Source organism: Leisingera sp. G5_S3_59_S7, from assembly GCF_054968485.1.
In genome coordinates this window covers 25,376-50,212 of record NZ_JBQKUH010000014.1, presented here as the reverse complement: position 1 = coordinate 50,212, position 24,837 = coordinate 25,376, and the positions used below count along the sequence as shown (strand labels likewise).

Annotated in this window: 27 protein-coding genes; 24 read left to right on the top strand and 3 right to left on the bottom strand. The window is 60.7% G+C overall.

Annotated features, from left to right (window positions below):
- Positions 1–27: 27 nt before the first annotated feature.
- From ACTRWG_RS08900 to ACTRWG_RS08875, 6 genes are all read left to right on the top strand, one after another.
- A complete protein-coding gene (locus ACTRWG_RS08900) occupies positions 28–804 on the top strand; it encodes an SDR family NAD(P)-dependent oxidoreductase (RefSeq protein WP_009827024.1) in 777 nt (258 codons plus the stop codon).
- Positions 805–880: 76 nt separating this feature from the next.
- Positions 881–1,639 carry an electron transfer flavoprotein subunit beta/FixA family protein gene (locus ACTRWG_RS08895; RefSeq protein ID WP_009827023.1) on the top strand — a complete coding sequence of 253 codons (759 nt, stop codon included), beginning with the start codon at positions 881–883 and terminating at the stop codon, positions 1,637–1,639.
- Entirely contained in the window at positions 1,639–2,565 is a 927-nt protein-coding gene (locus tag ACTRWG_RS08890; RefSeq protein WP_009827022.1) for an FAD-binding protein, read from the top strand. Before ACTRWG_RS08895 ends, ACTRWG_RS08890 begins: the two co-directional genes overlap by 1 nt.
- Positions 2,562–3,761, top strand: coding sequence for a 3-oxoadipyl-CoA thiolase (pcaF, locus tag ACTRWG_RS08885; protein WP_007120599.1), 1,200 nt, complete (start codon positions 2,562–2,564; stop codon positions 3,759–3,761). Before ACTRWG_RS08890 ends, pcaF begins: the two co-directional genes overlap by 4 nt.
- Positions 3,762–4,084: 323 nt before the next feature.
- Positions 4,085–4,294 (top strand): helix-turn-helix domain-containing protein, encoded by a 210-nt coding sequence (locus tag ACTRWG_RS08880; RefSeq protein WP_137795287.1) that lies wholly within the window; start codon positions 4,085–4,087, stop codon positions 4,292–4,294.
- Positions 4,295–4,370: 76 nt separating this feature from the next.
- Positions 4,371–4,571, top strand: coding sequence for a hypothetical protein (locus ACTRWG_RS08875; RefSeq protein WP_137795288.1), 201 nt, complete (start codon positions 4,371–4,373; stop codon positions 4,569–4,571).
- On the opposite strand, the gene ACTRWG_RS08870 is transcribed toward ACTRWG_RS08875, so the two are convergent.
- Positions 4,565–5,143, bottom strand: a complete 579-nt coding sequence (locus ACTRWG_RS08870; RefSeq protein ID WP_462829225.1) for a hypothetical protein — start codon at positions 5,141–5,143, stop codon at positions 4,565–4,567. The two genes, ACTRWG_RS08875 and ACTRWG_RS08870, sit on opposite strands and share 7 nt — an antisense overlap.
- Before the next feature lie 132 nt (positions 5,144–5,275).
- On the opposite strand from ACTRWG_RS08870, the gene ACTRWG_RS08865 reads away from it, so the two are divergent.
- From ACTRWG_RS08865 to ACTRWG_RS08785, 17 genes are all read left to right on the top strand, one after another.
- The gene (locus ACTRWG_RS08865) at positions 5,276–5,590 is read left to right on the top strand and encodes a hypothetical protein (RefSeq protein WP_040181319.1); all 315 of its coding nucleotides are present in this window, start codon (positions 5,276–5,278) and stop codon (positions 5,588–5,590) included.
- A gap of 103 nt (positions 5,591–5,693) precedes the next feature.
- Positions 5,694–6,227 (top strand): lytic transglycosylase domain-containing protein, encoded by a 534-nt coding sequence (locus ACTRWG_RS08860; RefSeq protein ID WP_306286042.1) that lies wholly within the window; start codon positions 5,694–5,696, stop codon positions 6,225–6,227.
- A 16-nt stretch (positions 6,228–6,243) separates the two neighbouring features.
- Complete coding sequence (locus ACTRWG_RS08855) at positions 6,244–6,525, top strand: TrbC/VirB2 family protein (RefSeq protein WP_009574106.1); 282 nt, start codon at positions 6,244–6,246, stop codon at positions 6,523–6,525.
- 15 nt (positions 6,526–6,540) lie between these two features.
- On the top strand, positions 6,541–6,819 hold the full coding sequence (locus ACTRWG_RS08850; RefSeq protein WP_306286043.1) for a VirB3 family type IV secretion system protein: 279 nt from the start codon (positions 6,541–6,543) through the stop codon (positions 6,817–6,819).
- Positions 6,794–9,187, top strand: coding sequence for a VirB4 family type IV secretion/conjugal transfer ATPase (locus ACTRWG_RS08845; RefSeq protein ID WP_306286044.1), 2,394 nt, complete (start codon positions 6,794–6,796; stop codon positions 9,185–9,187). Before ACTRWG_RS08850 ends, ACTRWG_RS08845 begins: the two co-directional genes overlap by 26 nt.
- Positions 9,184–9,393 (top strand): hypothetical protein, encoded by a 210-nt coding sequence (locus ACTRWG_RS08840; protein WP_306286045.1) that lies wholly within the window; start codon positions 9,184–9,186, stop codon positions 9,391–9,393. The genes ACTRWG_RS08845 and ACTRWG_RS08840 overlap by 4 nt, the downstream gene beginning before the upstream one ends.
- The gene (locus tag ACTRWG_RS08835) at positions 9,390–10,502 is read left to right on the top strand and encodes a lytic transglycosylase domain-containing protein (RefSeq protein WP_007120609.1); all 1,113 of its coding nucleotides are present in this window, start codon (positions 9,390–9,392) and stop codon (positions 10,500–10,502) included. Before ACTRWG_RS08840 ends, ACTRWG_RS08835 begins: the two co-directional genes overlap by 4 nt.
- Entirely contained in the window at positions 10,499–11,266 is a 768-nt protein-coding gene (locus tag ACTRWG_RS08830; RefSeq protein ID WP_007120610.1) for a type IV secretion system protein, read from the top strand. Before ACTRWG_RS08835 ends, ACTRWG_RS08830 begins: the two co-directional genes overlap by 4 nt.
- A gap of 8 nt (positions 11,267–11,274) precedes the next feature.
- The gene (locus tag ACTRWG_RS08825) at positions 11,275–11,700 is read left to right on the top strand and encodes a hypothetical protein (protein WP_007120611.1); all 426 of its coding nucleotides are present in this window, start codon (positions 11,275–11,277) and stop codon (positions 11,698–11,700) included.
- Positions 11,701–12,714: a TrbL/VirB6 family protein gene (locus ACTRWG_RS08820; protein WP_007120612.1), complete on the top strand. Its 1,014-nt coding sequence runs from the start codon at positions 11,701–11,703 to the stop codon at positions 12,712–12,714.
- 17 nt (positions 12,715–12,731) lie between these two features.
- Positions 12,732–13,412, top strand: a complete 681-nt coding sequence (locus tag ACTRWG_RS08815; RefSeq protein ID WP_007120613.1) for a VirB8 family type IV secretion system protein — start codon at positions 12,732–12,734, stop codon at positions 13,410–13,412.
- Between the two features lie 5 nt (positions 13,413–13,417).
- Positions 13,418–14,140, top strand: a complete 723-nt coding sequence (locus ACTRWG_RS08810) for a TrbG/VirB9 family P-type conjugative transfer protein (protein WP_007120614.1) — start codon at positions 13,418–13,420, stop codon at positions 14,138–14,140.
- 2 nt (positions 14,141–14,142) lie between these two features.
- Complete coding sequence (locus ACTRWG_RS08805; RefSeq protein ID WP_007120615.1) at positions 14,143–15,585, top strand: TraB/TrbI/VirB10 family type IV secretion system protein; 1,443 nt, start codon at positions 14,143–14,145, stop codon at positions 15,583–15,585.
- A gap of 82 nt (positions 15,586–15,667) precedes the next feature.
- The gene (virB11, locus tag ACTRWG_RS08800) at positions 15,668–16,663 is read left to right on the top strand and encodes a P-type DNA transfer ATPase VirB11 (protein WP_007120616.1); all 996 of its coding nucleotides are present in this window, start codon (positions 15,668–15,670) and stop codon (positions 16,661–16,663) included.
- 366 nt (positions 16,664–17,029) lie between these two features.
- The gene (locus ACTRWG_RS08795; RefSeq protein WP_235866651.1) at positions 17,030–17,869 is read left to right on the top strand and encodes a HamA C-terminal domain-containing protein; all 840 of its coding nucleotides are present in this window, start codon (positions 17,030–17,032) and stop codon (positions 17,867–17,869) included.
- Complete coding sequence (locus tag ACTRWG_RS08790; RefSeq protein ID WP_084353841.1) at positions 17,866–20,487, top strand: DEAD/DEAH box helicase; 2,622 nt, start codon at positions 17,866–17,868, stop codon at positions 20,485–20,487. The genes ACTRWG_RS08795 and ACTRWG_RS08790 overlap by 4 nt, the downstream gene beginning before the upstream one ends.
- A gap of 18 nt (positions 20,488–20,505) precedes the next feature.
- Positions 20,506–20,793, top strand: a complete 288-nt coding sequence (locus tag ACTRWG_RS08785; RefSeq protein ID WP_007120620.1) for a DCL family protein — start codon at positions 20,506–20,508, stop codon at positions 20,791–20,793.
- 231 nt (positions 20,794–21,024) lie between these two features.
- Here the strand turns inward: ACTRWG_RS08785 and ACTRWG_RS08780 are convergent, their stop codons facing one another.
- Positions 21,025–21,300, bottom strand: a complete 276-nt coding sequence (locus ACTRWG_RS08780; RefSeq protein ID WP_007120621.1) for a WGR domain-containing protein — start codon at positions 21,298–21,300, stop codon at positions 21,025–21,027.
- 174 nt (positions 21,301–21,474) lie between these two features.
- Here ACTRWG_RS08780 and ACTRWG_RS08775 point away from each other — a divergent pair, with 174 nt between their 5' ends.
- On the top strand, positions 21,475–22,896 hold the full coding sequence (locus ACTRWG_RS08775; protein WP_040701697.1) for a phospholipase effector Tle1 domain-containing protein: 1,422 nt from the start codon (positions 21,475–21,477) through the stop codon (positions 22,894–22,896).
- A gap of 18 nt (positions 22,897–22,914) precedes the next feature.
- Here the strand turns inward: ACTRWG_RS08775 and ACTRWG_RS08770 are convergent, their stop codons facing one another.
- Positions 22,915–24,822 (bottom strand): type IV secretory system conjugative DNA transfer family protein, encoded by a 1,908-nt coding sequence (locus ACTRWG_RS08770; RefSeq protein WP_084353827.1) that lies wholly within the window; start codon positions 24,820–24,822, stop codon positions 22,915–22,917.
- Between the last annotated feature and the right edge of the window lie 15 nt (positions 24,823–24,837).

Genomic DNA, 24,837 nt, shown 5'->3' with positions numbered 1-24,837 from the left:
CCCCGGCGGAACCAATTAAATTTGTTCATGAAAACTAGGGAGAGAGATTTGGGAAGGGTATTCGGAAAAGTCGCACTGGTAACAGGTGGAGCGATGGGCATGGGAAAAGCCCATTGTGAAACGCTGGCACGTGAAGGTGCGCATGTATTTGTAACCGACCGTGACACGGAAGCGGCTGAAAGCGTAGTGAAAGGTATCATTGAAGCCGGAGGGAAGGCGGAATTCATTCAACATGACGTGACGCTTGAAGAAGATTGGAAGAATGTCATCTCTACGGTGCAATCAAGTGCTGGTCGGCTTGATGTGCTAGTGAACAACGCTGGCATTCTCATTCTTAAGCCGCTCCACGAAACCTCGCCTGACGAATTTGACATGACGTTCAACGTCAATGTACGCGGTATTTATCTCGGCATCCGAGCCGCGGTTCCATTGATGAAAGAGGCCGAAAAGGCATCTATTATCAATATTTCTTCAATCTATGGGATTGTTGGAGCCGCTTCGGCGGGAGCCTACATTGGATCCAAAGGCGCCGTACGGATGTTGACGAAATCCTGCGCAGTCGACCTGGCTGAAAGTGGCATACGCGTGAATTCGATCCATCCCGGTGTCATCGATACTCCCATGACAAAAGATCTGCTACACGCCGACGAAGTTACCCGGCAGGCAATTCTGGGGGCGACGCTGCTCAAGCGACCAAGCAAACCTGAAGAGGTTTCGAATGCGGTCCTGTTCCTCGCATCGGATGAGTCATCGTTCGTTCACGGAGCAGAGATTGTAGTAGATGGCGGTTATACTGCGAATTGACAGGGACCCATCCCGAGTAACGGCTCGGAATCCGGGCCGTTACCACCATTGCAAATTTTGAAAACGATAAAAGCCAATGAAAATAATTGCTCCTATAAAACGCCTAATTGACCACAACGTGAAGGTTCGCGTTAAGGCGGACGGGAGCGGAGTTGATCTCGCGAATGTGAAGATGTCGATGAACCCGTTCGACGAGATTGCGGTCGAAGAGGCGATCCGGCTGAAGGAAGCGGGCAAGGCGGACGAGGTTGTCGTCGTCTCGATCGGCGTGAAGCAGGCGCAGGAAACGCTGCGCACGGCGCTGGCGATGGGCGCGGACCGGGCGATCCTGGTTGTGGCCGCCGATGACGTGCACCAGGACATCGAGCCGCTGGCGGTGGCCAAGATCCTGAAGGCCGTGATCGACGCCGAGGCGCCGGGCCTGGTGATCGCGGGCAAGCAGGCGATCGACAATGACATGAACGCCACCGGCCAGATGCTGGCGGCGCTGCTGGGCTGGGGCCAGGCGACCTATGCCTCCGAGGTCGGGATCGAAGGCGATCATGCCGTCGTGACCCGCGAAGTGGATGGCGGGTTGCAGACGATCAAGGTCAAGCTGCCGGCGATCGTCACCGCCGATTTGCGCCTGAACGAGCCGCGCTATGCCTCGCTGCCCAACATCATGAAGGCCAAGAAGAAGCCGCTGGATGAGAAGACCGCCGCCGATTACGGCGTCGATGTCACCCCGCGCCTGGAGATTGTGAAAACCGCCGAGCCCGCCGCACGGTCGGCAGGCGAGATGGTCGGCTCGGTCGACGAGCTGGTGTCGAAACTGAAAGAAAAGGGGATCGTGTAATGGCTGTTCTTCTCCTTGCAGAAATCGCCGGTGGCGCGCTGGCGCTGGACGCCACCGCCAAGGCGGTGACCGCTGCCAAATCGCTGGGCGATGTGACCGTTCTGGTTGCGGGCCCTGCTGCTGCGGGTCAGGCCGCGTCGCAGATCGACGGCGTGGCGAAGGTTGTGGTCGCGGATGACGCGGCCTACGCCAACGGCCTGGCCGAGCCGGTCGCCGATCTGGTGGTCAGCCTGGCAGGCAATTATGAACATATCGTTGCTCCCTCCACGGCAAGCGCGAAAAACATCCTGCCGCGCGTTGCGGCGCTGCTGGATGTGATGGTTCTGTCGGACGTGACGGCCATCCTGGACGGGTCCACGTTCGAGCGCCCGATCTACGCGGGCAACGCGATGCAGACGGTAAAGTCCAACGATTCCAAGAAGTTACTGACCGTCCGCACCACCGCCTTCGACGCGGCTGGCCAGGGTGGCTCGGCCGCCGTCGAGGCCATCGCAGCAGCCGGCAACGCGGGCCTGAGCGCCTGGGTCGAGGACAAGGTCGCGGCGTCGGATCGTCCGGAACTGACCTCGGCCAAGGTCGTGGTCTCGGGCGGGCGCGGCGTCGGTTCCGAGGAAAATTTCGCGATTATTGAAGCACTTGCGGACAAACTGGGTGCTGCCGTCGGCGCCTCGCGCGCGGCTGTGGACTCTGGGTTCGCACCGAACGACTGGCAGGTCGGCCAGACCGGCAAGGTCGTGGCGCCCGAGCTGTATATCGCGGTCGGGATTTCCGGGGCAATTCAACACCTTGCGGGGATGAAGGACAGTAAGGTCATCGTCGCCATCAACAAGGACGAAGAGGCCCCCATCTTCCAAATCGCCGATTACGGCCTCGTCGCAGACCTCTTCGACGCAGTCCCGGACCTGACAAAGGCACTCAAAGAATGACAAACGTCTATATCTGCGATTACATCCGCACACCAATCGGTCGCTATGGCGGCGCGCTTTCTTCTGTGCGAGCCGACGATCTTGGCGCAATCCCACTCAGGGCCTTGGCCAGCCGAAACCCGGGGCTAGATCTAGCGACCATTGACGAAGTGATTTTTGGCTGCGCCAACCAAGCGGGAGAGGACAACCGTAATGTTGCTCGCATGTCGCTTCTACTAGCTGGATTTCCGGATTGTGTACCGGGGACAACAATGAATCGGTTGTGCGGGTCGGGCATGGATGCGATAATCACGGCCGCCCGCGCTATCAAATCAGGAGAGGCCGATCTCATTGTCGCAGGTGGTGTGGAAAGCATGTCGCGTGCTCCGTTTGTGATGCCAAAAGCTACAACAGTATTCTCGCGCGAGAATAGTGTGGAAGACACCACCATCGGCTGGCGCTTCGTCAATAGACTGATGAAGAGCCAATACGGCGTCGACAGTATGCCTGAAACGGCCGAAAACGTGGCTGAAGTCTTCGGCATCAACCGCGCCGACCAAGATGCTTTCGCCCTACATTCCCAGCAAAAGGCGAGCGTTGCTATGGCGAACGGTCGTTTGGCCCGTGAAATTGTCCCGGTAGAGATTCCTCAGCGAAAGGGGGAGCCAAAGATCGTCGTACAGGATGAACACCCTCGCGCGAGTACGACTTTGGAAGCGCTCGCCCAACTGAAAACTTTCGTAAAAGCGGATGGCACGGTAACCGCAGGGAATTCTTCAGGCGTGAACGATGGTGCCGCAGCATTGATCCTTGCCACCAGCGACGTCGCAAAAAAATTTGGCCTCACGCCGGTCGCAAGGGTCTTGGGCGGCGCAACCGCCGGCGTTGCACCGCGCATCATGGGTTTCGGGCCGGCACCGGCGTCGAAAAAGCTGATGGCGCGACTTGGACTGAAACAAGAAGACTTCTCGGTGATCGAACTTAACGAAGCCTTTGCTTCGCAGGGTCTGGCCACACTACGGCACCTGGGGATCGCGGATGATGATGCCCGCGTGAACCCAAACGGCGGCGCTATTGCTCTCGGCCATCCGCTTGGCATGTCGGGTGCCCGCATCACCGGCTCAGCGATGCTGGACCTCAAACCTGGAGAAAAGTCGTTGTCGACCATGTGTATTGGCGTGGGACAGGGAATTGCAATCGCACTCGAAGCTGTCTGAGGTGCCGTGACAGCCTAAAAATTACCATAATCATGATTACGCGATTATTGGTCGACCCCAAATTTTCCGTGTAGAATTCGCCCTCTACCACCTCCCTGTGGGCGATACCCTGGCGGTACCGGAACCTCTCTCCGGTGCCGCCCTTTCCTGAAAGAACGATTGAACGGCCCATAATGTTTGCGAGACGGATCATCACGTGACCTGCGTTTCGGCAGGCATTCCATTCCGGCGATCTCGCGCCATCCCAAGATTTCTTCTCTGCGCCTCCGAATGTAACATATATCGCGTGGCGATATTTCGCGCACCGTGTCCGTTTCGCGGGCATGAACTTGCGGGACCGTGTAGCACTGAACATCCAGGAATTGAGACGCGCCCGCGGCCTCAGCCAGGAGGAGCTTGCTCATCGGGCCGATGTGAGCCGCGGCCATATGGGCAAGGTCGAGAACGCCAAGTTCGCGGCCTCGCTCGACCTTCTCGAACGCATCGCCCGGGCGCTCAATGTCGACCCCGAAGTACTCTTCGCGAGGCGCTAGTGCGCTTCCTGAGGCTTTGATCCTGTCCCCCAACGCGAGGACATAACGGCAAGAACGGTACGAGTGGCGCGGGTACATGGCGAAGAGAAAGACAGGCTGGCCTTTCCAGGAAGGGTTTCTGAACGACGGAACACAGGAGATCCACCTGTTCACCGATTACCGTTGGAATAATGGCTCGGTGAGTCGCCGCTGGCATGTCGATCCAGAACGTTTTGATGCAGACCGTGCCGACCTGCGCCCAGTCTCCCTGAAGGCATCGGACAGTTCGGATCAGTAGGAAAACCACTCCGAATGGCCCATGTTGCCCTCAAAGTCACCGAACTCGACCATGATGCTGCGGGCATAAAAGTGCCATAAGCCTCCGCCCGACGGATAGGCGATCTCCTGCCCGCTTTCCGAGACGAATGTCGCGGGCCAGGGGGTGTGGGAGCCGTAGACCCGCTGGATGTAGCGGCAGGTCCGGTTTTCGCGATCGCAGGAGCGGATCGACCAGTCCCACTGGCGCGGTTCGTCGCGCGGCTCGTAGGAGCGCCCGGTGAACCAGATCACATGAGTGCGGTTCAGCCATTCATACTCCGGCAAGTTTGTATCGAGCTCGCCCTCTCCGCCGGGCCCACCCAGCTCGACCGGCACATGGGCAAAGGTGCAGACCCCGAAAGGCGGCAGGCTCGGCCAGGGTGTGATCCGACGAATCATCGTGCGATAGGCCCGCGCGCAGACGGCACTCGGTGGGAAACCACCCGCCATGCAGAGCATGATGGCGCAGTCGATATCATAGGCCTGCGCCTTCACCGGCACCCCAAGAGCACCAAACACCCCGATTATCGCCGCCATCGCCTGCCGTTTCATGTCACTCTCCCGCAAAAGTTGCAGCAACTATCGTGCAATTTGTTTTTTTATGCAATCTGTCGTATTGACTCTATATGTCTTTATGGCCTTAGTGTCGTGAAGTAGAAGGGCTCTCGTGGGGAGAGTCCGAACATGCCGATAGCGCGCAACCAGATCCTGATCACCATCGATGGTGTGAAAGACCTTCAAGAAGAAGGCATCGCGTTCCGCTGCCGGTATGAACTCGTAGGGTTCACGGACGATGGCAAGCCGCGCTACCAGTGCATCTACCTGCGCGCGGGCGAGCCGGAAGCCATTCTGGTCTCGACCCGGATCACCCCACACGGACCTGAGCCGCGGTATTTCAACATATGGCCGGGGCTCTTCAAACATCATCTCGAGTTCGGTGACGGGCGCGATCTGCGCTTTGGTCCTGACTACAGCATCACCCTCGAGGAGCGCGGCTGACGTCATCGCCTTCGGTCGCGACGGCACGGCCCGGACCTCGGGCTGGACTTTCCACGGCGCGAGGCCTGCCTGGGCGGGGCTGGATGATAGCGCTGAGGCCGAAGTGGTTCTGGCCTCGCTGGTCGCCACGCCGCCGTCCGGACGCGACGACATCCTCTCCCTGATCCGGACGACTGCTGATCGCCATCAGGGGAACCGTGCCCTGCGCCGAGCTGGTCTGAGTGCCGACGACTGGCAGTTCCTGTTCCGAGCACTGGTCGAGGCCGAAAGCAGCTACAACCCAACTGCCGTCAGCCCCAAGGGTGCCTATGGTCTTGGCCAGCTGATGCCAGACACGGCCCGTGCCCTCGGGGTCGATCCGCGCAATCCGTCCCAGAACCTCGATGGCGCGGCGCGCTATCTGCTCGGGCAGCTCGCCATGTTCAAGGACATCGACCTGGCGCTGGCAGCCTATAATGCCGGGCCGCACCGGGTGGTCGAGTATTCCGGCATCCCGCCTTTCACCGAGACCCGCGAGTATATCGCGCGCATCCATCGGATCCGGTCCCGGCTGGCAGGCCCTCCCGTTTCCGCTCCGGACATCCGCGTCGCAGACGATGTTCCAGCCCACGCGCCCGTCCACATCGATCTTCAGTAAAACAAGGGAACCTCGCATGCTTCGACATCGCCTCAGCCGCCTCTTGCCTGCCGCCACAACCCTGGCGGCTTTCGCAACGCCCGCCCTCGCGCAGGACTTGTCACCCATCCAAACCATGCTGGAAACCGTCGAGGCCGCGCTGACCGGTCCGATCGGGATCGCGGTCGCGACGCTCGCGGTCATCGGCACCGGTTTCATGTGCATGATGGGACGGCTCAACTGGGGCTGGTTCGCCTCGGTCATCATCGGGATCGTGCTGATCTTCTCGGCCGGCACCATCGTCGACGGCTTCTCCTGAGGTTGGAGAATAGAGTTGGCAGAACGATCTCCCCTCTTTCTGGGCCTCGCCCGTCCGCCCAAGTATCTGGGCTTGCCCGTCGGATACCTCGTGGTTCTGGCGACCGGGGTCGTTCTGCCGTTTATCTGGACGAAGTCGATGGTCTTCTTCCTGATTGGTCTCATCGCCTATCCGATCCTCTGGTTCGTCGCTGACCGCGAACCGCATTTCTTCGAGGTTCTGCGCGTCTCCTATGGATCGGTGCGCCCGACGAAGAACCGGGCCCTGCATGGAGGCGACAGCTTTGGCGCTTGATGCAGGCACCCTTTCCACTCACGGAACCGCGCTTCTTCAGGCCGGCGGCGGGAACTTCGCGCGAGAGAGTTATCTCGCCGAACACCTGCCGTATTTCGCGCTCGCGGATGACGATGTGATGGTGCTGCGCGAGGGCGACCTTATGGCGACCCTGCGCCTTGATGGCCTCAATCCGATGACCAGCGAGGATGCCCGGCTCGACGCGCTCAAACGCGCGGTCGCCGCCATCGTCGCCCAGACCGGCAACGCCTTCGGTTTCTACATCCACCGGATCTCCGTACCGCAGGATCTCGGGATGCGCCCCATCGAGGGCGATAGCTTTGCCGCCGCGATCGACGCGCGCTGGCAGGCCCATGTCAAGGACATGCGCCCGGCCAAGCGCCAGCTCTATCTCAGCGTCATCCGGCGCCCCGACATCTCGGCCCGCATTCCGCTCCTGCGCGCGTTGGCCCGCAAGGCCTGGGTCAAGGACCGCGCGACCCGGATGCAGGAGCTGAACGAGGTCGTGGGCTTTTTCGAGGTGGCGCTCTCCTCGGCCAACCCTGTGCGCCTGACCCGCAAGGGCGGTGAATGGCTGGGCTACCTCAACACGCTGAACGCGGGGGCATTCTCTCCCATTGCCTTCGGGCAAAGCGCCCTGCCCCTTTCACATACCTTGAGCAATTGCCGCGCCACCTTCGACGGCGACGTCGTCACCTTGGCCGACGCTGTGACAGGCGCGGTCAAATACGGCGCGCTCTTTTCGATGAAAACCTATCCGGCCCTCACCGACGTTACGCTGCTCGACGCCCTCGACCTTCCCCTCGACATCGTGCTGACGAATTCTTTCAGCCCGATCCCGAACAACATCATGGCCGAACGCATTCAACGCATCATCCGTCAGATGCATGCCTCCGACGATGCCGCCGTCTCCCTGCGGGAACAGCTCGGCCAAGCCGCCGACGATCAGGAGGCGGGCCGCATTGCCTTCGGGGACCATCACCTCTCCATCGCGGTCTATGCGCCAGATCGCGACACGCTCGAGCGCGCCGCCGCCCAGATCAAGCGCGTCGGTCAGGAGATCATGTCGGTGATCGTCCGCGAGACCATGGCGCTGAAAGCCACCTACTTCGCGCAATCCCCCGGCAATTTCGGCTACCGCGCCCGCAAGACGCCGATCTCCTCGATCAACTTCGCCGACTTCGCAGCCCTCCATGGCAGCGTCGAGGGGCGCGGCCCAGACCAGTCGCCATGGGGTCAGACCATCTCGGTCCTGCCCACGGTCGGCACCTCGGGCTATCGCTTCAATTTCCATGAGGCGGGCACCCCGGGTAAGGAACCCACGGTCGGCCACACCCTCGTCTTGGGTCGCACCGGCACAGGCAAGACGCTGACCACCGCCTTCCTCGCGGCACAGGCGCAGCGGGTCGGCGCGCGGCTCTTCTTCTTCGATAAAGATCGCGGCCTCGAGATGGCCGTGCGCGCCCTCGGTGGCCGCTATAACGAGATCCGCGCGGGCGTGCCCACGGGCCTGAACCCGCTCGATACCGAAATCGACGAACGTGGCCGCGCCTGGCTCTCGGATTGGCTTGCGACACTTCTCACACGCAACGGAACCCTCACCGGCGAGCAGTCACGACACATCCAAAGCGCGGTCTCGCAAAATGCCCATGCCGAGGGCTCGCTCCGGCGCTTCGCGAGTTTCGAGACCCTGTTTCAGTCGCTCGATGACGATGGCGAGCTACAGTCCCGCGTCGCCGAATGGGCCCCGGGCGGGCGCTATGGCTGGGTCTTCGACGAGCCGGAACAGGGTCGCGGCCTCAAGATGTCCGGCGACATCCTCGGCTTCGACATGACCGAAATCCTCGACATGACCACCGAGCGCATGGCGGTGCTCTCCTATGTCTTTCGTCAGATCGAACGGCTGGTGGAAGACCGCCGCCCCACCATCATCGTGCTCGACGAGGCCTGGAAGCTCTTGGACGATCCCTACTTCGGGGCGCGGCTCGAGAACTGGCTGGTCACGTTGCGCAAGATGAACTGCGTCGTGATCATGATGACGCAGTATCCGAGCCAGCTGCGGGAGTCCCGCGTCGGCAAGACCATCGTCGAGACGGTCCCGACCCAGATCCTCTTCCCGAACGACCGTGCCACCATCTCGGATTACGACTTCCTGCGCGTGAACGCCAAGGAGGCGGCCCTCCTTGTCCAACCCACCATCGGGCAGCGTATCGCGCTTGTTCGCTCGGCGGGCGACAGCGTCTTCGTCGATGCGGACCTGTCAGCGCTTGGCAGCCTCCTCCCCATCCTTGGCGGCGGCGCCACCGGAGAGGCGCGCGTACCCGCCGATTGGCGCACCAGCCCTGATTTCTGGAGACATGTGATATGAGCTTGAAACCCCTCCTCGCGCTTTGCGCCGCCGCAAGCCTGCTCGCCGCTTGCGAGAAATACACCGAGAAGACCTCGCCCTGCTTCGGGCGCGATGGCGAACCGCAGGTGACGCGGTCCGCCCTCTCCTTCTCGACCATGGGCGCTCCGGTCCAGCAGGCCGCCAAGCCAGACTGCAGCTTCGAGCCCCTGCCCCGTCCTGAATGAGCCGCGCCGCGATCATATCCGCCGGGCTCTGCCTCGGCCTCAGCGCCCTGCCTGCGCATGCCCAGGGCGTGCCGACACAGGACAATTCCGCGATCGGTCGCGCCATCGCCCGGGTGAGGGCATTGGCCGAGGATCTAAGCGTCCAGCAGGACAAGGATCGGACCGAGTCCACGCTGGCGGATGTGCAGGCCGACCAGCTGCGCGTCCTCGAGGAAATGACCGCTGCCATTACCGGGCCTGGCTTCGACATCCGTGCGCTCGAGGGCAATGCGGATTTCGGGGTGGCGGCGGTCTATCCCAATACCGATCCAAGCCCGATGAACAGCCGCCTCTTCGGCGAGGGCCGCGAGACGGTCGAGATGATGATCGTCGAGGTCGCCGGCGAGTTCGCAGGCGCGCCCGGTGTGGCCCGCGCCGGTCTCTCGGCCACCCAGTGGCGCTGCCTCTTCCAGGCTCTGATTAAACAGGAGAGTCGCTTCAACGTCGCCGCTGAAAGCCCGGTCGGGGCTTATGGCCTGACCCAGCTCATGCCTGGCACCGCCTCCGATCTCGGCGTCGACCGCTATGACGTGAAAGACAACCTCCGCGGCGGCGCGCGCTATATCACCACCCAGCTCAACCGCTTCGGCAACATACCCCATGCGCTCGCGGCCTATAACGCGGGGCCGGGTCGGGTCATCGAATACGGGGGCGTGCCGCCCTTTGCCGAGACCCAAGGCTATGTGCGCAACATCTCGAAATTCTACAACGAATACCTCGCTGTGGTGGGCGGTGCCGACGCGCTTGGCACGCTCTCGCCCTCGGATTTTGCGCTCGCCGAATATGCCAGCATCTCCGAGGCGGGCGTCTATTACGCCGCCGACAGTTCGGCAACGACCGAGCAAGTGATCAACCGCCTCCGCGCGATCATCCTGCAGATCGATGCGCAACCCAATGCCAAGGCGGCCTGGGAACTCAACACCTACGCCAAGGCCGAGATTGGCCGCATCCTCAACCTTCGCGTCCGGCTGATGGCCGCCAACCAGCAGCGCGAGGCGGTCTATGCGCAGCACCTCGTCGCAGACCGGTTGGCGGAGCGCGACTTCATGCAGATGGGAGTTCCCGAATGAGACAGCTTCTCCTGACCGTGGCCGCGGTCGCCACACTCGGGTTTACCTCGCCCGCAACGGCCCAGGGCGTCCCAACCTTTGATGGCTCGCAGCTTGGTCAACTCGTGGCGCAGCTCGAACACATGGCCGAGGACCTGAATGTCCAGATGCAGCAGCTCGCCACAATGCGGCTGGAACTGGAAACCCAGCTCTCGCAGCTCACGAACCTCGAGGCGCAACTGACCTCGCTCATTGAAGGCAGCGGGCTCGGAGAACTCTTCGCCACGGTCGAAGAATTCCGAGCGCTGCGCGGCAAGCTGGTGGCGCCCCTCAATACCGCACAATCGCTGGCAAGCGGCGATTTTCTCAGCGGCTTCAATCCGGGTGCAGAACTCTCGGCCTCGGTCGAACGGGTGCTTTCGGGCAGCGGGTTTACTTCGGAACGCCTGAGCACGCTTTCTGGCTCGGATGAGCCCGCCGATAACCGCATCGCCGCTTCCGCCGGGGCCAGCGCCATGCTCTCCGTCGCGGCACAGGAAAGCCACGAAGAAGCGGGCCAAAGCCTTGAGCGGCTCGAGACCATGGTCGGGCTCATCGACGATCAGGACGGGCTGAAGGCTGCCGTCGATCTCAACACCCGCGTCACCGCCGAGCTTGGCATCATCCTGACCCAGATTTGGCGGCTGGAAGCGGCGCAAGGCGTGAGTGCCGGCCAGCTTGGCGTTGTCGATGCCGCGACCCTCGCGGATGAGCGCAAGTTCCGCTCGATGGCGGTGGATCCATGAGGCAAACCATGACCCGCAGCTTGGCTCCAGGCCGGGCGCTCGGTCTCGCCGCCCTTGTCTTGAGCATCCTGCACAATGCTGCGTCGGCCCAGACCCCGAGCACGAACCCTTCCGGCGACACGCCCTTCAACTCGATGGCCATCGCGCGGGATCAAACGGATGAATGTCGTGTTCCGAAACCCCCTACCGATCTGGCCGAAACCGCCTATCTGCGCAATGGCTACCGCGCGATCTTGCGCATCCTGATTGCCGAAGAGGCGCTCGCTTCGGAAACCTGCACCTGCCTGCTGGATCAGTTCGCCTGGGATCAGGCGCTTGCCGCCCTGCCCCGGTTCCAGACCTCGGACAACCCGCGCCTGCCCTTCAACGTGCTCGAGCTCTACGCCAAGGCGGACGCGCTCGAGGCGCAAGTTGTGGAGGCCTGTGCGGAGTAAATGGGGGTCATTCGCGACATCCTTGGCCAAGTCGACGCCGCGGTGAACACCGTGGCGCAGGACGGCTTTATCTCCTCGGCGGCCTCGGTCGGTAATGTCATCTCGGCGGGCGCGACGCTCCTTGTCGTGCTCCTCGGGATCAACGCGGTCATGCAGCTCCGCCCCCTGCCCTTCGGAACCGGGTTTGCCTTCGGGATGAAAGTGGCCCTGGTCGGGATCTTCGCGCAGAGTTGGGATAATTTCAGCGTCATCTATGACATCGTCACGCGCGTGCCCGACTCCGTGGGCGCCTCGATCCTGGCGCTTACCGGCTCGGGCGACGAGGCAGGGGTCTATGAGAGCCTCGACAATATGGTCGCCCGCATCACCGCCTATGGCGATACGATCGGCGACCGCGCGGGCTGGGTCTTCGGCGCGGTTCTGGGTGCCATCTTCTTCGTCCTCTCCGCCGTCTTCGCCGCCGTCACCGCAGGGATCATCGCCTTCGCCCGCATCGTCTTCGCGCTGATGATCGTCATCGCCCCCTTCATGATCGTGACCTCGCTGTTCAAACCGACCCAGTCCCTCTTCGAGGCCTGGACCCGCGCCACCATTGGCTACGCGCTCATGCCGGTCGCCGCAGCAGGCGCCGCGGGCATCATCGTCGCCATCGCCGAAGCGATCGGGGACGCCTCCGCCGATCCGGGCGATGTCGAAACCGTCAGCCTGATCCTGCCCTTCCTCGTCATTCTGATCCTCAGCGCCGGGATCATGGCCTCGGTGCCCTACATCGCCTCCAATCTCACCGGTGTCGTCGGCATCGCGTCCAATGCCGTCGGTCTCACGGGCCTTGCGCGCCAGGGGTTCGTGAACACACGGGAGTATGGCGCGGGCGCAACCTCGCGCCTCGTCACCGGCAAGTCCCCGCATGAGCTGAACCAGATGGCCAATGCGGGTGTGGTGAAGACCGGCGAGCTGATCCGGCAAAGCCCCGGCGCGCTTCTCTCCGCCGCCAAGGCCTTCCGCAAACCCTGATGTGAAAGACGACGACTTTGAAGAAGCTTGTGACCAGTTCCTCCGCGCCTGACCGCGACGCTTTCGAGGCGGATTTCATCTACGGGCCAAGACGGCGTGAGCGTTTCGCCTGGTTCGTTGCGGCGGCAGGCGTGCTGGTTGGTGTTGCCGGCATGGTCGCGGGCGCGAGCCTCTTTCCACTCAAATCGACCGAGACCTTCGTCGTCGTGGTCGACAAGGAAACCGGAGAGATGGACCGGGTCGCCGCCGTACAGGCGCTGACGCTTTCCGAGAGCGACGCCATCATCCAGGCCAATCTCGTGGCCTATGTCGATGATCGGGAAACCTATGACCTGACCGATGGCGAGCAGCGTATCAACTCGGTGCTCAACCGTTCCGATGGCGATGCCGCCCGCACGCTGCGCGATCTCTGGTCCTCGACCAACGAAGACTACCCGATCACCGTCTATGGCCGCGACGCCAAGATCGAGGTGGTGATCAAGTCCGTGAACCAGATCGAGCGCGGCGTGGCCCAGGTCCGCTTCACCCGCACGCTGCGCCGTCCCCGCGACACCCGCACCGTCACCCGGTCCTATGTCGCTACCGTTGGTTATGACTTCCAACCTGAAACCCGCCAGCGCCTTCAGGACGTCTGGGCCAACCCCTTGGGCTTCGTGGTGACCTCCTACCGCGTCGACGCCGAGACTCTGGAGAACTGACCAAGATGAAATCTCTGCCCGCGCTTTTCCTGGCGCTTGCCCTTCCTGTTGCCGCAAACGCCGAGGCCACGCCGCAAGGCGGCCCGCTCGACATCCGCATCCGCACCGCCGTCTATAGTGAAAACCAGGTCTATCGGATCGAAACCGATCTGAGGCATTCGACCACGATCCATTTCGGGGCGGGCGAGCGCTTCGAGGCCGTGATCGTCGGCGACACCGAAAGCTTCCAGGTCGATCCGATCCCAGAGCTTGGCAATGTGCTGACCATCAAACCGCATGTGGCCAATGCCTCCACCAACATGACGGTGATCACCAACCGACGCACCTATTCCTTCCACCTGCGCGAAGGCTCGATCCCGAACCGCACCGGCATGTTCTTCGAAGTCCGCTTCCGCTACCCCGATGAGGAACGTCGAGCGACGGCGGCTACCCAGCCCAAAGGCTTTGAGGCGCCCCGCAACTACAACTACCGCGTCTCGGGCGAAGGTGATTTCCGCCCCAGCCATATCTATGACGACGGGCGCTATACCTACTTCGTCATCCCGGAAAACGGTCGCCAGCCCGCCCTCTTCAAGGCCGATGACCAGGGCCGTGAGCGCACGGTCAACTGGACCCAGCAAGGCAACACGGTCCGGGTGCTTGGGGTGAACACCTACTGGTCGCTGCGTATCGGCGATGAGGCGATCTGCGCCTGGCGCGACGAGAGCGCCATCTACGTGAGCAACTGACCATGGCCGAACAAACCCCTCCCGACCTTCAGGACCGTCTCGACCAGTTCAGCCAGCGCGGCAAGTCCAAGCCCCGCGGAAACAGCCTCGGGGTCGGCGCGCTCGCGGCCGCCCTCGCCCTTGGCGGGGCCGGGGTCGCGTATTTTCTGGCCACCGGTCTGCAGGAAGGTGACAGTGCGCTTGAGACCTCCGATGTCGAGACCTTTCAGGACCGCCGCCCCGGCTCCGGCGGGCGGCTGAAGTTTCCGCCCGACGAGACCGAGCAACGGGTCAATGACGCACTGATCGCCGTCGAGGAAGCGCTCGACGTGCCCGCCGCCCCTGCCCCGGAACCGAGCGCCGAGGTGCTGGCCGAAATCGCCAAGCTCCGCGAAGCCCTCGCCGCCAGCCAGGCTGCCCGCAACTCGGAAATCCAATCCGCTGTCGCGGACCTGCGCGAGGCCTTCGACGAGCAAAAGGCCGCGCTCGAAGCAACGCTCGCCGCAAAGGAAACCGAGCTGGCAAACCTCCAACGCCAGACCGAGACTCGCATCGAGGGGCTGCAGGCCATGCTCGATGCCGAACGGGCGCAGCGCGAGGGGCTTGAGGCCGAGCTCGATCGCGAAGGGGTGATCGCCGATCAGCGCCTTCTCGAACAACGCCGGCGTCAGGAAGAGGAGCAGCGTCTGCGCGAGGCCGAACGCATCGCCGAGGAGCTTCTGACTGCCCAGATCAAATCCCCCGCCGTGGTCTATGCGGACGGTCCACGTGGTGGTGCGAGTGGCGCGGCGGTGGCCGATCCTGCCGCCGCTGGCGCAAGTGGACCGGCCCTCTCGGGCAACGAGCAGTTCTTGCAGAGTGCGCGACCGCTCGAGGTGCAGGAGGCCGCCCGCCTCATCCATCCCGAACGCACGCTGACCCAAGGATCCGTCATCCAGGCGGCGCTGCAAACCGCTATTAACAGCGATCTGCCCGGCTCCGTTGTCGCGGTGGTCTCCGAGCCGGTGCTGGCGTTTTCCGGAGACCGGATCCTGATCCCCCGGGGCTCCCGCCTTTTTGGCCAATACCGCTCCGGGATCGAAATGCACCAGAAGCGCATCCTGATCCTTTGGACCCGCGTCCTGACCCCGGACGGCACCTCGATGGAAATCGCCGCTGTGGGCGGCGACCAGCTTGGCCGCTCGGGCCTCACTGGTCTCGTCGACACCAAGTTTGCCGAGCGCTTCGGCGGGGCGGCGCTGATTTCCGTGATCGGGGCGGCGCCTGCCGTGGCGGCGGAGAGTGCCAACAACGAGACGACAAGCATTGTCCTGGGCGATGTCAGCAGCGACCTGCAGGACGCTGTCGGGTCGGTCATCGCCGATCAGGTCTCGATCGCGCCGACGATCTATGTCGATCAGGGCGCCTCGGTCACCGTGCTCGTGGACCGGGATGTGGTGATCTACGGGGGTTCCGGTTCACAATGAAAAAGAAGCATCAGGTTTCGCGTTCGAGCCGCAGGCGAGAGGCAGCGAAACCAGGTTCAATATTACCGGAATCACCGAATTGATGGATCAGGCCTCGCCAGCCTCATACCTCGAGCGTTATCTCGACCCGTTCCGCGATCTCCTGCGGCGTGACGACGTGGTCGAGATCGCGATCAACCCCGACGGCAAGGTCTGGCTCGAGGTCGCGGGGGATGCCAGCATGCGCCACGAAGGTCAGACCGTGGATCGGACCACAGCCCTCAACATGGCCCAGACCATCGTCGGCGATGCCAAGGCCCGCGTCTCTGAAAAGAACCCCCTCGTCTCCGGCAAGGTGGAATATGCGGGCCGCCCGCTTCGGGTCCAGGTCGCCGTGCCGCCCGCCATCGATCGCGGTGCCTCGATCACCATTCGCCTCTTCGCCTCTGGCAGCATTAGGGACTACGCTCCCGCCTATCTCTTCGGCAAGGCCGTCTCGCTCGACGCCCTCCGCGCGGAGAAGATGAAAAACATCGCCAGTCTAGCGGAGGAGAACCTTGAGGCCGCGCTGCAGACTCTGGTCGAGGCGCGGCTCAACGTCCTGATCAGCGGCGGCACCTCGACCGGGAAGACCACGTTCGCCCGCCACCTCCTGACCCATGTGAGCGAGCACGAGCGGCTGATCACCATCGAAGACGCTTTTGAGCTCTTCCCCGGCCAGCCCAACACCGTCGCCCTCCTTGCCGACCGCGGTGCCGGTTCGCAACGCAGCGCCAACGCTCTCCTTCAAGCCTCCCTCCGTATGCGACCTGACCGGATCATCGTCGGCGAGCTGCGCGGTGCCGAGGCCCTGACCTACCTCGAGGCCATCAACACCGGCCATGGCGGGTCGGTTTCCACCATCCACGCGGAAACCGCAGAACTCGCAATCGATCGACTGGCGATCATGGTGCTGCAGGCCGGCACACCACTGACCTTTGCCGAGGTTCGGGAATACATCCGGAAATCCATCGATGTGATCGTCCAGCTCGGGCGGGCCGAGGGGAAGCGGGGGATTACGGAGTTCTATCTGCCGGGGTCGAGAAAACTACCGACATAGACGGCGCGATGCAGCCGTTTGCAACGCTGAACTGAACTTCCGCAAGGCGAAGTGTAGCGTTCACGCCAAAAGGAGACAGCTGACGTATTATCAACGGGCAGCGGTGACACTCCGGACCTTGGGGCGTTGAAGGAGTATCGCACAATTTCTTTGACCGCAGCGCGAAGAAAAACCTAACTATTTGAATTACGTATGATACTCTCTATGCGAGCAGCAGCGGGGTCGGCACAACCACCCTAAAACGAAAGGAGGCGACCACTGACTCAAGTACTTCCAGAAGATTTGGTTAATATAGTTTCGGGCGATCCAGAAGAGTTGGGTGTTCATCTCCAGCTTGTTAAACGGGACGTGCTCTTGAAAGATTGCGTGGCCCGTCTCCACTGTCATTGCCTGACTGTGGATGGGAACGGACGCGTCAAGCCGGAGCGTCTTGCGGAATTTATGCGCAACTCAATTATCGATTATGCCGTCCCGAAATCGCGGTTGGATGATGCGCGGGCGCGGGACGCCAGATTCAAGTCCGGAAGCGCGGTTGCAGCCCTGCACCACGAGGCAATCGGCACTTTTACGGACCTTGCCAATACTGGCGAAGGCGGCGAGATGCTGCTCTTCCTACTCGCAGAGCGCTTTCTCAAGGTTCCTCAGGTGCTCTGTAAGATGGACCTTAAGACCGACTCTCACATGCACTATCATGGTGCGGACGGCGTCTATGCTTCCGTAAACGAAAACGGCCTTCTCAAACTTTTCTGGGGCGAGTCAAAGGTGTATGGCGACCCTACAGCGGCCATAAGAGATTGCCTTTCATCACTTGCCCCTTTCCTCGTGGAGACGGACCACGAAGGCGCTGATCGCGAGCGGGATCTCGTGCTCCTCAGCGACAAAGCCGATCTCAGTGATCCGGAACTTACGGCCGCATTCCGGAAATATTTCGACCGAACCTCACCGCTATCGAACAGGGTCGAATATTGCGGGATCGCGCTTATCGCCTTCGATGCGGATTTCTATCCGAAAGATGATGCAAAAGGCATCGGGGAGGACATCCTGAAGGCGGCGAATGACGAAATGGAAAAATGGGTGAAGAATGTAAAGAACAGACTATCGGTGGAGAAACTCGACAAATTCGACATTCAGTTTTTCTGTGTGCCAGTGCCTTCGGCGGATGGGTTTCGCGCATCGTTCCTTAAGGCGCTGGGTATTAAGAAATGAAAGATACCGAACTCTTTGATTGGCTGTCGGGTGAGGCGCTTCGTGATGATATTATCAGGTTGACTCAGATCACAGTGGCGACTGAGATAACAAATCTGGACGCAATCCATGAATCCGCTGACCCAAAGAAGAGCTTTGACTGGCAGCAGCTTCTTTTGGCCGGAAGCCTTTTGGCCAGATCAACCGAACGAACGCATCAGGAGGCGGCGCTGCGGATCGCAACCGCTGCCGTCACACTCGAAACTTCGCCGGAAGTGCGGGATGCGGGGGCTGTCCTCCTCGAAAAGCTGTCCAATCGCAGGTCCGTCGAGCTGGCAATACTGCGAAACCGGATCGCTCCCGATCTTGAGGGCAGACTGGGCGTGTCGATGCGCCTTGAAGCCAACAGAAGACGTTTCGAGGACTCGATACTCCTTGAATCGAGCGGAAAATGGATAGGCGTCAACGATTTTCAGAAAGAACTATGGGCGGGCGCCTCTTCCGGCGCCGGCTGGCTTTCAGCGTCCGCGCCAACCGCGTCCGGAAAAACTTACCTCGTTTTGCAGTGGCTGCTCGATCACGTTCGCACGAGCAAGACAAAGATCGCCGTTTACCTTGCCCCAACCCGGGCTTTGGTGAGTGAGATTGAACTCAGTCTGAAGGAGCTATGTCAGTCGGACACCGGCATCGAGATCACGTCGCTACCGCTGACGGAAGTTTATTTCTCATCTACGACGGGAGACAAGAAAGCCGTCTTCGTATTCACGCAGGAGCGTTTGCACCTGCTTGTCAATCTTCTCGGGGAGGACTTCAGTGTAGACCTTCTCATTGTTGATGAAGCGCACAAGATCGGAGACAATCAGCGTGGTGTAATACTGCAGGATGCAATCGAGCGGGTGTCTCGGCAGAACCCGATGATGAAGGTCGTGTTTGTAAGTCCTTCGACACAAAATCCCGGAGAACTGCTTGAGGATGCGCCGAACGATATGCCGAAAACGTCGGTCAATACCGATATGCCAACCGTTCTGCAGAACGTGATCCTAGCCGAGCAAGTGCCTCGGAAGCCCAAGGAGTGGTCGCTGGACCTTGTCTGGGGCGATTCACCCATACCACTGGGCACGCTTAAACTGTCAAACAAGCCTGCGGGCCTGAAAAAAAGGCTGGCGTTTATCGCAGCGGCGGCAGGCGGTCGCGGCGGCACACTGGTTTACTGCAACGGCGCGGCTGAAGCGGAGGACGTCGCGCTCCTTATCAGCCAGTTGGAAGGCTCGGAGAAGACAGATGATCAGGAATTGCTGGACCTGGCTGATCTGGCCCGCAAAGGGGTCCACCGTAATTATCAGCTCGCGCCGCTGGTCGAACGTGGTGTCGCTTTTCACTATGGAAACATGCCCTCTCTCATCCGCACCGAGGTTGAGAGGCTGTTCCGCGACGGCAAGATAAGATTTCTTGCCTGCACCTCGACGCTGATTGAAGGAGTAAATCTCTCTTGCAGGACCATCGTTGTGCGCGGTCCCCGGAAGGGCCGTGGGAACCCGATGGAGCCGCACGACTTCTGGAACCTCGCGGGACGGGCCGGTCGCTGGGGAAACGAATTCCAAGGCAATATTATCTGTATCGATCCAAAGGATGAAAAAGCATGGCCCGTCGGCGTGCCGAAGCGCTCACGCTACCCGATCAAGAGAGAAACTGACGTCGTTATATCTTCCACCGATGAACTGGCTGCGTATCTTGAGAACAGAAACATCGACTCTTTGGCCGATCTTGCGCAAGGCGAAGAATTCGAACAGGTCGGGGCTTACCTCCTCAATACATATATTCGTCTTGGTACGCTTTCCGATGCCGCATTTGCGAAACGGCATTCTCCAGATGCGCTCCGGAAACTCGATAGAAGCCTCGAAGGTATTTCGGCGCTGATCAATATTACGCAGGATGTTCTAGTAAGACATCCAGGCGTCAGCGCGGTGGGCCTGCAGCGTTTGCTGGAAGCTTTTCGAAAGTACGAAGGCAATATCGAAAATCTGCTGCTCGCGCCTTCGGAAAGCGTCGATGCGTACGACAGGTACGTCACCGTCATGCGACGGATTAACGCAAATTTGTATCCTGTCTTCCTGCCAGACAGTCTCATTCCCCTGCACGCGCTCGTGGTTGTCGAGTGGCTGAAAGGATTGTCTTTGGCTGCAATTATCAGGAAGCGTATAGAGTATCAGCAACGAAACAACAGATCGTTCAAGCTTCCAGTGCTCATTCGCGAAACGATGAGCATGGTGGAAGAGACAGCAAGATTCAAGGCACCGAAGTATATTTCCGCCTATATGGATGTCCTCCGCCTGTTCTTGACTGAAGCCGAGCGCGAGGACCTGATTGATGAAGACTTTGACATCGGGATAGCGCTTGAGTTTGGCGTCTCCAGCATCACGCTTCTCTCATTAATGGAACTAGGGCTTTCCCGCATGTCTGCGGTGGCCTTGTATGAGAAGATTGCGCGCGACGATCTGGACAAGGAAGGTTGCCTGGCCTGGATTAATCAGCATGGCCCGAATTTCGCCGGGATGGACCTGCCTAACCTTATCGTCAGGGAAACGCTGCAGGTATCGGGCCTTGATGATCCGGAAGCGGGCCACGAATTCAGCGAATAGAGTAGAGAGGAAGCGATTATGCCCGCAAAGCCAGTAGAGATCGGATCGCTCTCATTCGCGAGGAAAGGAGACGCAAACGACTTTTTTAGGGATATGCTGTACAAATATGAACTGGGTGACAAGGTAACCAATGAAGACGCCGAAATACTAACGCATCTCATGCATATGCATCCCGAAGCCGCCGAAAAGATCGGCCCGGGAATTGAAAGCTTCAGTGTAAGAACGGCGGATTACGGAACGCGCTGCTTCTGGGTCAACCGCGTCGATGGAACGACAGAAAAATTCTCCTTTCGAGCGTGTTACTGATCATCAACACAGAGCTGCCATCGGCTATCGCTCATTAATTGGCTCGTATTCGAGTTTATGCTCTTCCTGGTGTGCGGTGACCTGCCACTGGGCTCTGATCCAGCCATGACTGGTGCCCGGTTGGTCTTAAGCTGCCTACGGATTCTGGACCGCCGAAAGGTGGAGGATCCGGTTGCCGAAAACAAACGCGAAATACATGCTATGCGAAATCTTCTTCTCTAAAATTCAATCTTAGTTCTGCGCCACGGCTGCCCTATACCCTCGCTGCTTTTTGCTAGCATGGAGCTTCATGAGCGCCGTGACAGCCTTGCCCTCGTCATCATGAAATTCGATCATCATCTGCCCTCGAAACCCGATACGGCCCCATTCCCGCACGAGGCATGCGCCGCCAAACAGGTCTGGTTGAACACTCATTCTATAGAAGCGCCGCATGTTGATAGACAGGTCGACCCGCTTGAGATCGACTGTCGTCGGGAACACTTCCATTTGCTGCATCGTATCCAACATATTGGGCAATCCCTTCTCATGTGTCACAATATCAGGTAGACATATGTGTTTCCACTATGTTCTAATTTTTCCCGACTCGGGCGAAACATTTCCGCTGCACTCTCTCCTAGCTTGGCAGAACTGCTGCAGGTTTAGGATTTTGACTGTACTTCGTGTTCTTGAATAGGGCGACAAATGGTAAAGAACATCTGCATATTCTCGGACGGAACCGGCCAGATGGGTGGCGCCAGGCCAGACCAACGGCTGTCGAATGTTTACAAGATGTATCGAGCCATGCGTCCCGGCCCAGATTCACCAATTAGCCCTAAGGACCAAGTGGCTTTTTACGACCCGGGCTTGGGAACAGGAGAACGCGGTGGGTTTTTCGGTCGGATCAAGCCCATCCTGGAAAGCGCCGTCGGAACTGGCATCGACCACAACATAATCGATTGCTACGAGCAGATCATCGCCCATTACGAGCCCGGCGACCGTGTGTTGCTGTTTGGGTTCTCGCGCGGGGCCTACACAGTAAGAGCACTTGCAAACGTTATGAACCTCTGCGGTGTCCCGACGCAGATGCCAGATGGTTCGCCGGTCCCGCGTTACGGCCCCGGATTGCGCAAGATCGCCAAGGACGCTGTAAAATTCGTGTATAATCACGGTGCTGGAAAACCGCGCGGACAAGATCCTTACTTCAAGAACCGTGAAGAACTCGGCAAGCGATTTCGCAAGAAGTATTCGAGCTTTCCGCTCGTAGGCGAAGAAAATCAGGGAAACGTTCAGCCAACATTCATCGGGGTCTTCGACACGGTGGCATCACTGCGAACGGCAGTTGTCCGCACCTTGGTCTGGGGCGTCACGTTCGGGGTCGGGGCGGCTTTGGCCGCAGGCGTTGCACTCGGATGGTCTTGGCTTTTGGTTGTTCCGCTTGGCGTACTTCTAGTCGCGCTTCTTTGGCAGCTAGGTTCCCTGTTGCTCGACAACTTCAAGTATTTCTCGGACGATCCCGAGCGCAAACTGAAGCTCTGGCGCCCAACCGATTGGCCGCAGATTCTCAAGACGGGTCATTTCGCGGCTTGGAACAAGCGCAACTACGACAAGTGGCTGGATCCCGATGTCCAACACGCCCGTCACGCCATGGCGATCGACGAAGACCGTGCTGACTTTCCAAGGGTTGGATGGGCATCGAAGGCGGCCGCGATTGAGACCAAAGATCGAGAGCCGAAGTGGTTGAAGCAGGTCTGGTTCCCGGGCTGTCATAGCGACATCGGTGGAAGCTATCCTGAGGCAGAGTCCCGCCTGAGCGATATCGCCCTCGATTGGATGGTCGACGAATTGAAAGACTGCGTGCCGTCGATCCAGATCAACGAGAACGTCTTGAACCGCGCCCCTGACCCTCTGGGTTTGCAGCACCGCGAAGACGCGATGGTAGCATTTGGCCCCCTCCGCATCCGCTGGAAGAAGGGAATTCGCGCAGTTGGCGACGACTTCCCGCTCCATCCTTCAGTCGAAGAGCGCATGCGAGCCAAGGCCGTCGCCCAGTGTGGCGAGGTCAAACCCTACCGACCTGCCCAATTGAAAGAGCGACGCGACTTGAAATTCTACTACGACGAATAGGGGACTAGTCGACGGCGCTCACCCTCCCAACAATTCCTCGATGAAGTCCTCCTGCCGGTCGAGCGCCGCCTTCCAATCCTTCGGCACGGCGGCTTCCCTTTCGAGCGTCTCGGGCTCGGGCTGCCCGCGTCCGGCCTCAATCGGCATCACGCTCATCGCGCGCGCTTCGCGCCGCTGCGATCGATCCCGGACAGGCGCACGTTCGGCTAGTTTCGCCTGGTCGTCTGCGCCGACCTCAAAGTCACCGCCCCAGGGCCCCACGCCCTGCACACTCGGCGGATAGGGGAACGGCTTGCCGTCCTGGCGGGCCAGCATGTCCTTGAAGAACGGATCGTCGTAATACTTGATCCGGCTAGCCTTGATAGGGTGCTGGGGCGAAGCGAGGATTATGACCTCGTCGGGATCCATGAGGCGCGCTTCCGTCTCGGAAAGTAGCGGCCGCTCTTCCAGACGCGCCGAGGTCGAGGTCGCGCCAAGGAAGCCCTTGTTGCGACCGTACATCCGGGTCACCGCCTCGCGGGTGGTGCTGCCGACCGCGGCGGAGACCTCTTTCACCGTGCGCTGGTCCCGCGGGGTGATGTAGAGCTTCAGCCCTGCCCCGTTCTCGAGACTTTCACGGCCCTCGGGCCCGTAAATCCGATCAAGCGAAGCCAGCGACTGCGCGATCATCGCGACGCGGCCGCCATAGCTTGCCAGCGAATGGATCGCCCGCTCGAGATAGGGCATCGCCCCCATCTGCTGGAATTCGTCGATCATCATCATGACCGGCCAGGGCTCGTCCGGGCCGGGCTCGTTCAGCCGGATCGAGGCGATGAGATCGGCGAACATCAGGCGCAAGAGCGGCGCCAGCGTCGCGATGTGATCCTCGGACACCGCGATGTAAAGCGACTGAGGGGTCTTCCGGAAGGTCGAGAAATCGAAGTCGCTCGCCTCGGTGGCCGAGCGCACCGCCGGGTTGTCCCATTGCTTGAGACCGGCCGTCATCAGCGCCTGAATGTTCGAGGTCAGCAGCCGCGACGAGGCTGAGGCCGCATTGGTCCAGAGCTCGCGCAGGATGTCTTCCTCGGCCTCGTCGGCATAGGTCTTGTACTGGGCGTTCTTGTATTCGCCCCCGGCGACGATCTTGTTCACCTCGCCGAGGTTCGGCGTGCCGCGTTGGATCGCCAGCAGACAGGCCGCAACGAAGATCGACTTGCCGGCCTCGGAAAAGGTGTCGAGCGTCTTGTTGTCCTTGTCGAGGAAGAGGTCTGCCAGGATCGAGACCTCGGTGAAGCGCTGCGCGAATGTCGGGGCCTTGGCAATCCGCGCAAGCGGGTTGTACCGATGCGTGGCATTGGCCCAATCAAACGGGCTGAACCGATAGACCTCGTCGCCGTTGAGCGCCCGGAGCCGCGCGGTCTTCTCGAAGTTCTCGCCCTTCACGTCCAGCACCACAACCGAGCCCGCAAAGCTCAGAAGATTCGGGATCACGAAGCCAACCCCCTTACCGGCCCGGGTCGGCGCGACCATCATCACATGCGGGATGGTGGTCGAGGAGATGAACTCAGCTTTGGACGTCGGGGCTCCGAGCTTGCCACAGACAAAGCCCTTGCCAGGCGCTTGAAGCATGTCGTTCTTCTTCAGCTCCGCCTTGGTCTGCCAGTGGGCCGAGCCATAGTCGTCCCGCTCCTTCTTCCAGGTCCAGGCAAGCGCCAGGGCGCCGAGGCCAATCGCCCCGAAGCCTACGGCGCCAAACCCCACCTTGAACGCTTCGGGATGCGCCGCTCGGGTGCCCGCGCTGGCTTTCCAGAGCGCCAGCATGTCAAAACTACCAAACCCGGTTTTCAGGGCCAGGGTCAGGTAGAAGGCGGCGACGATGGTGCCGATGACGGCGCCGCAGATCACCCCGAAGAGGAGCGCGGCCCAAAGGGGGAGTGTCTTGGTCATGGTTGTCATCTCCCC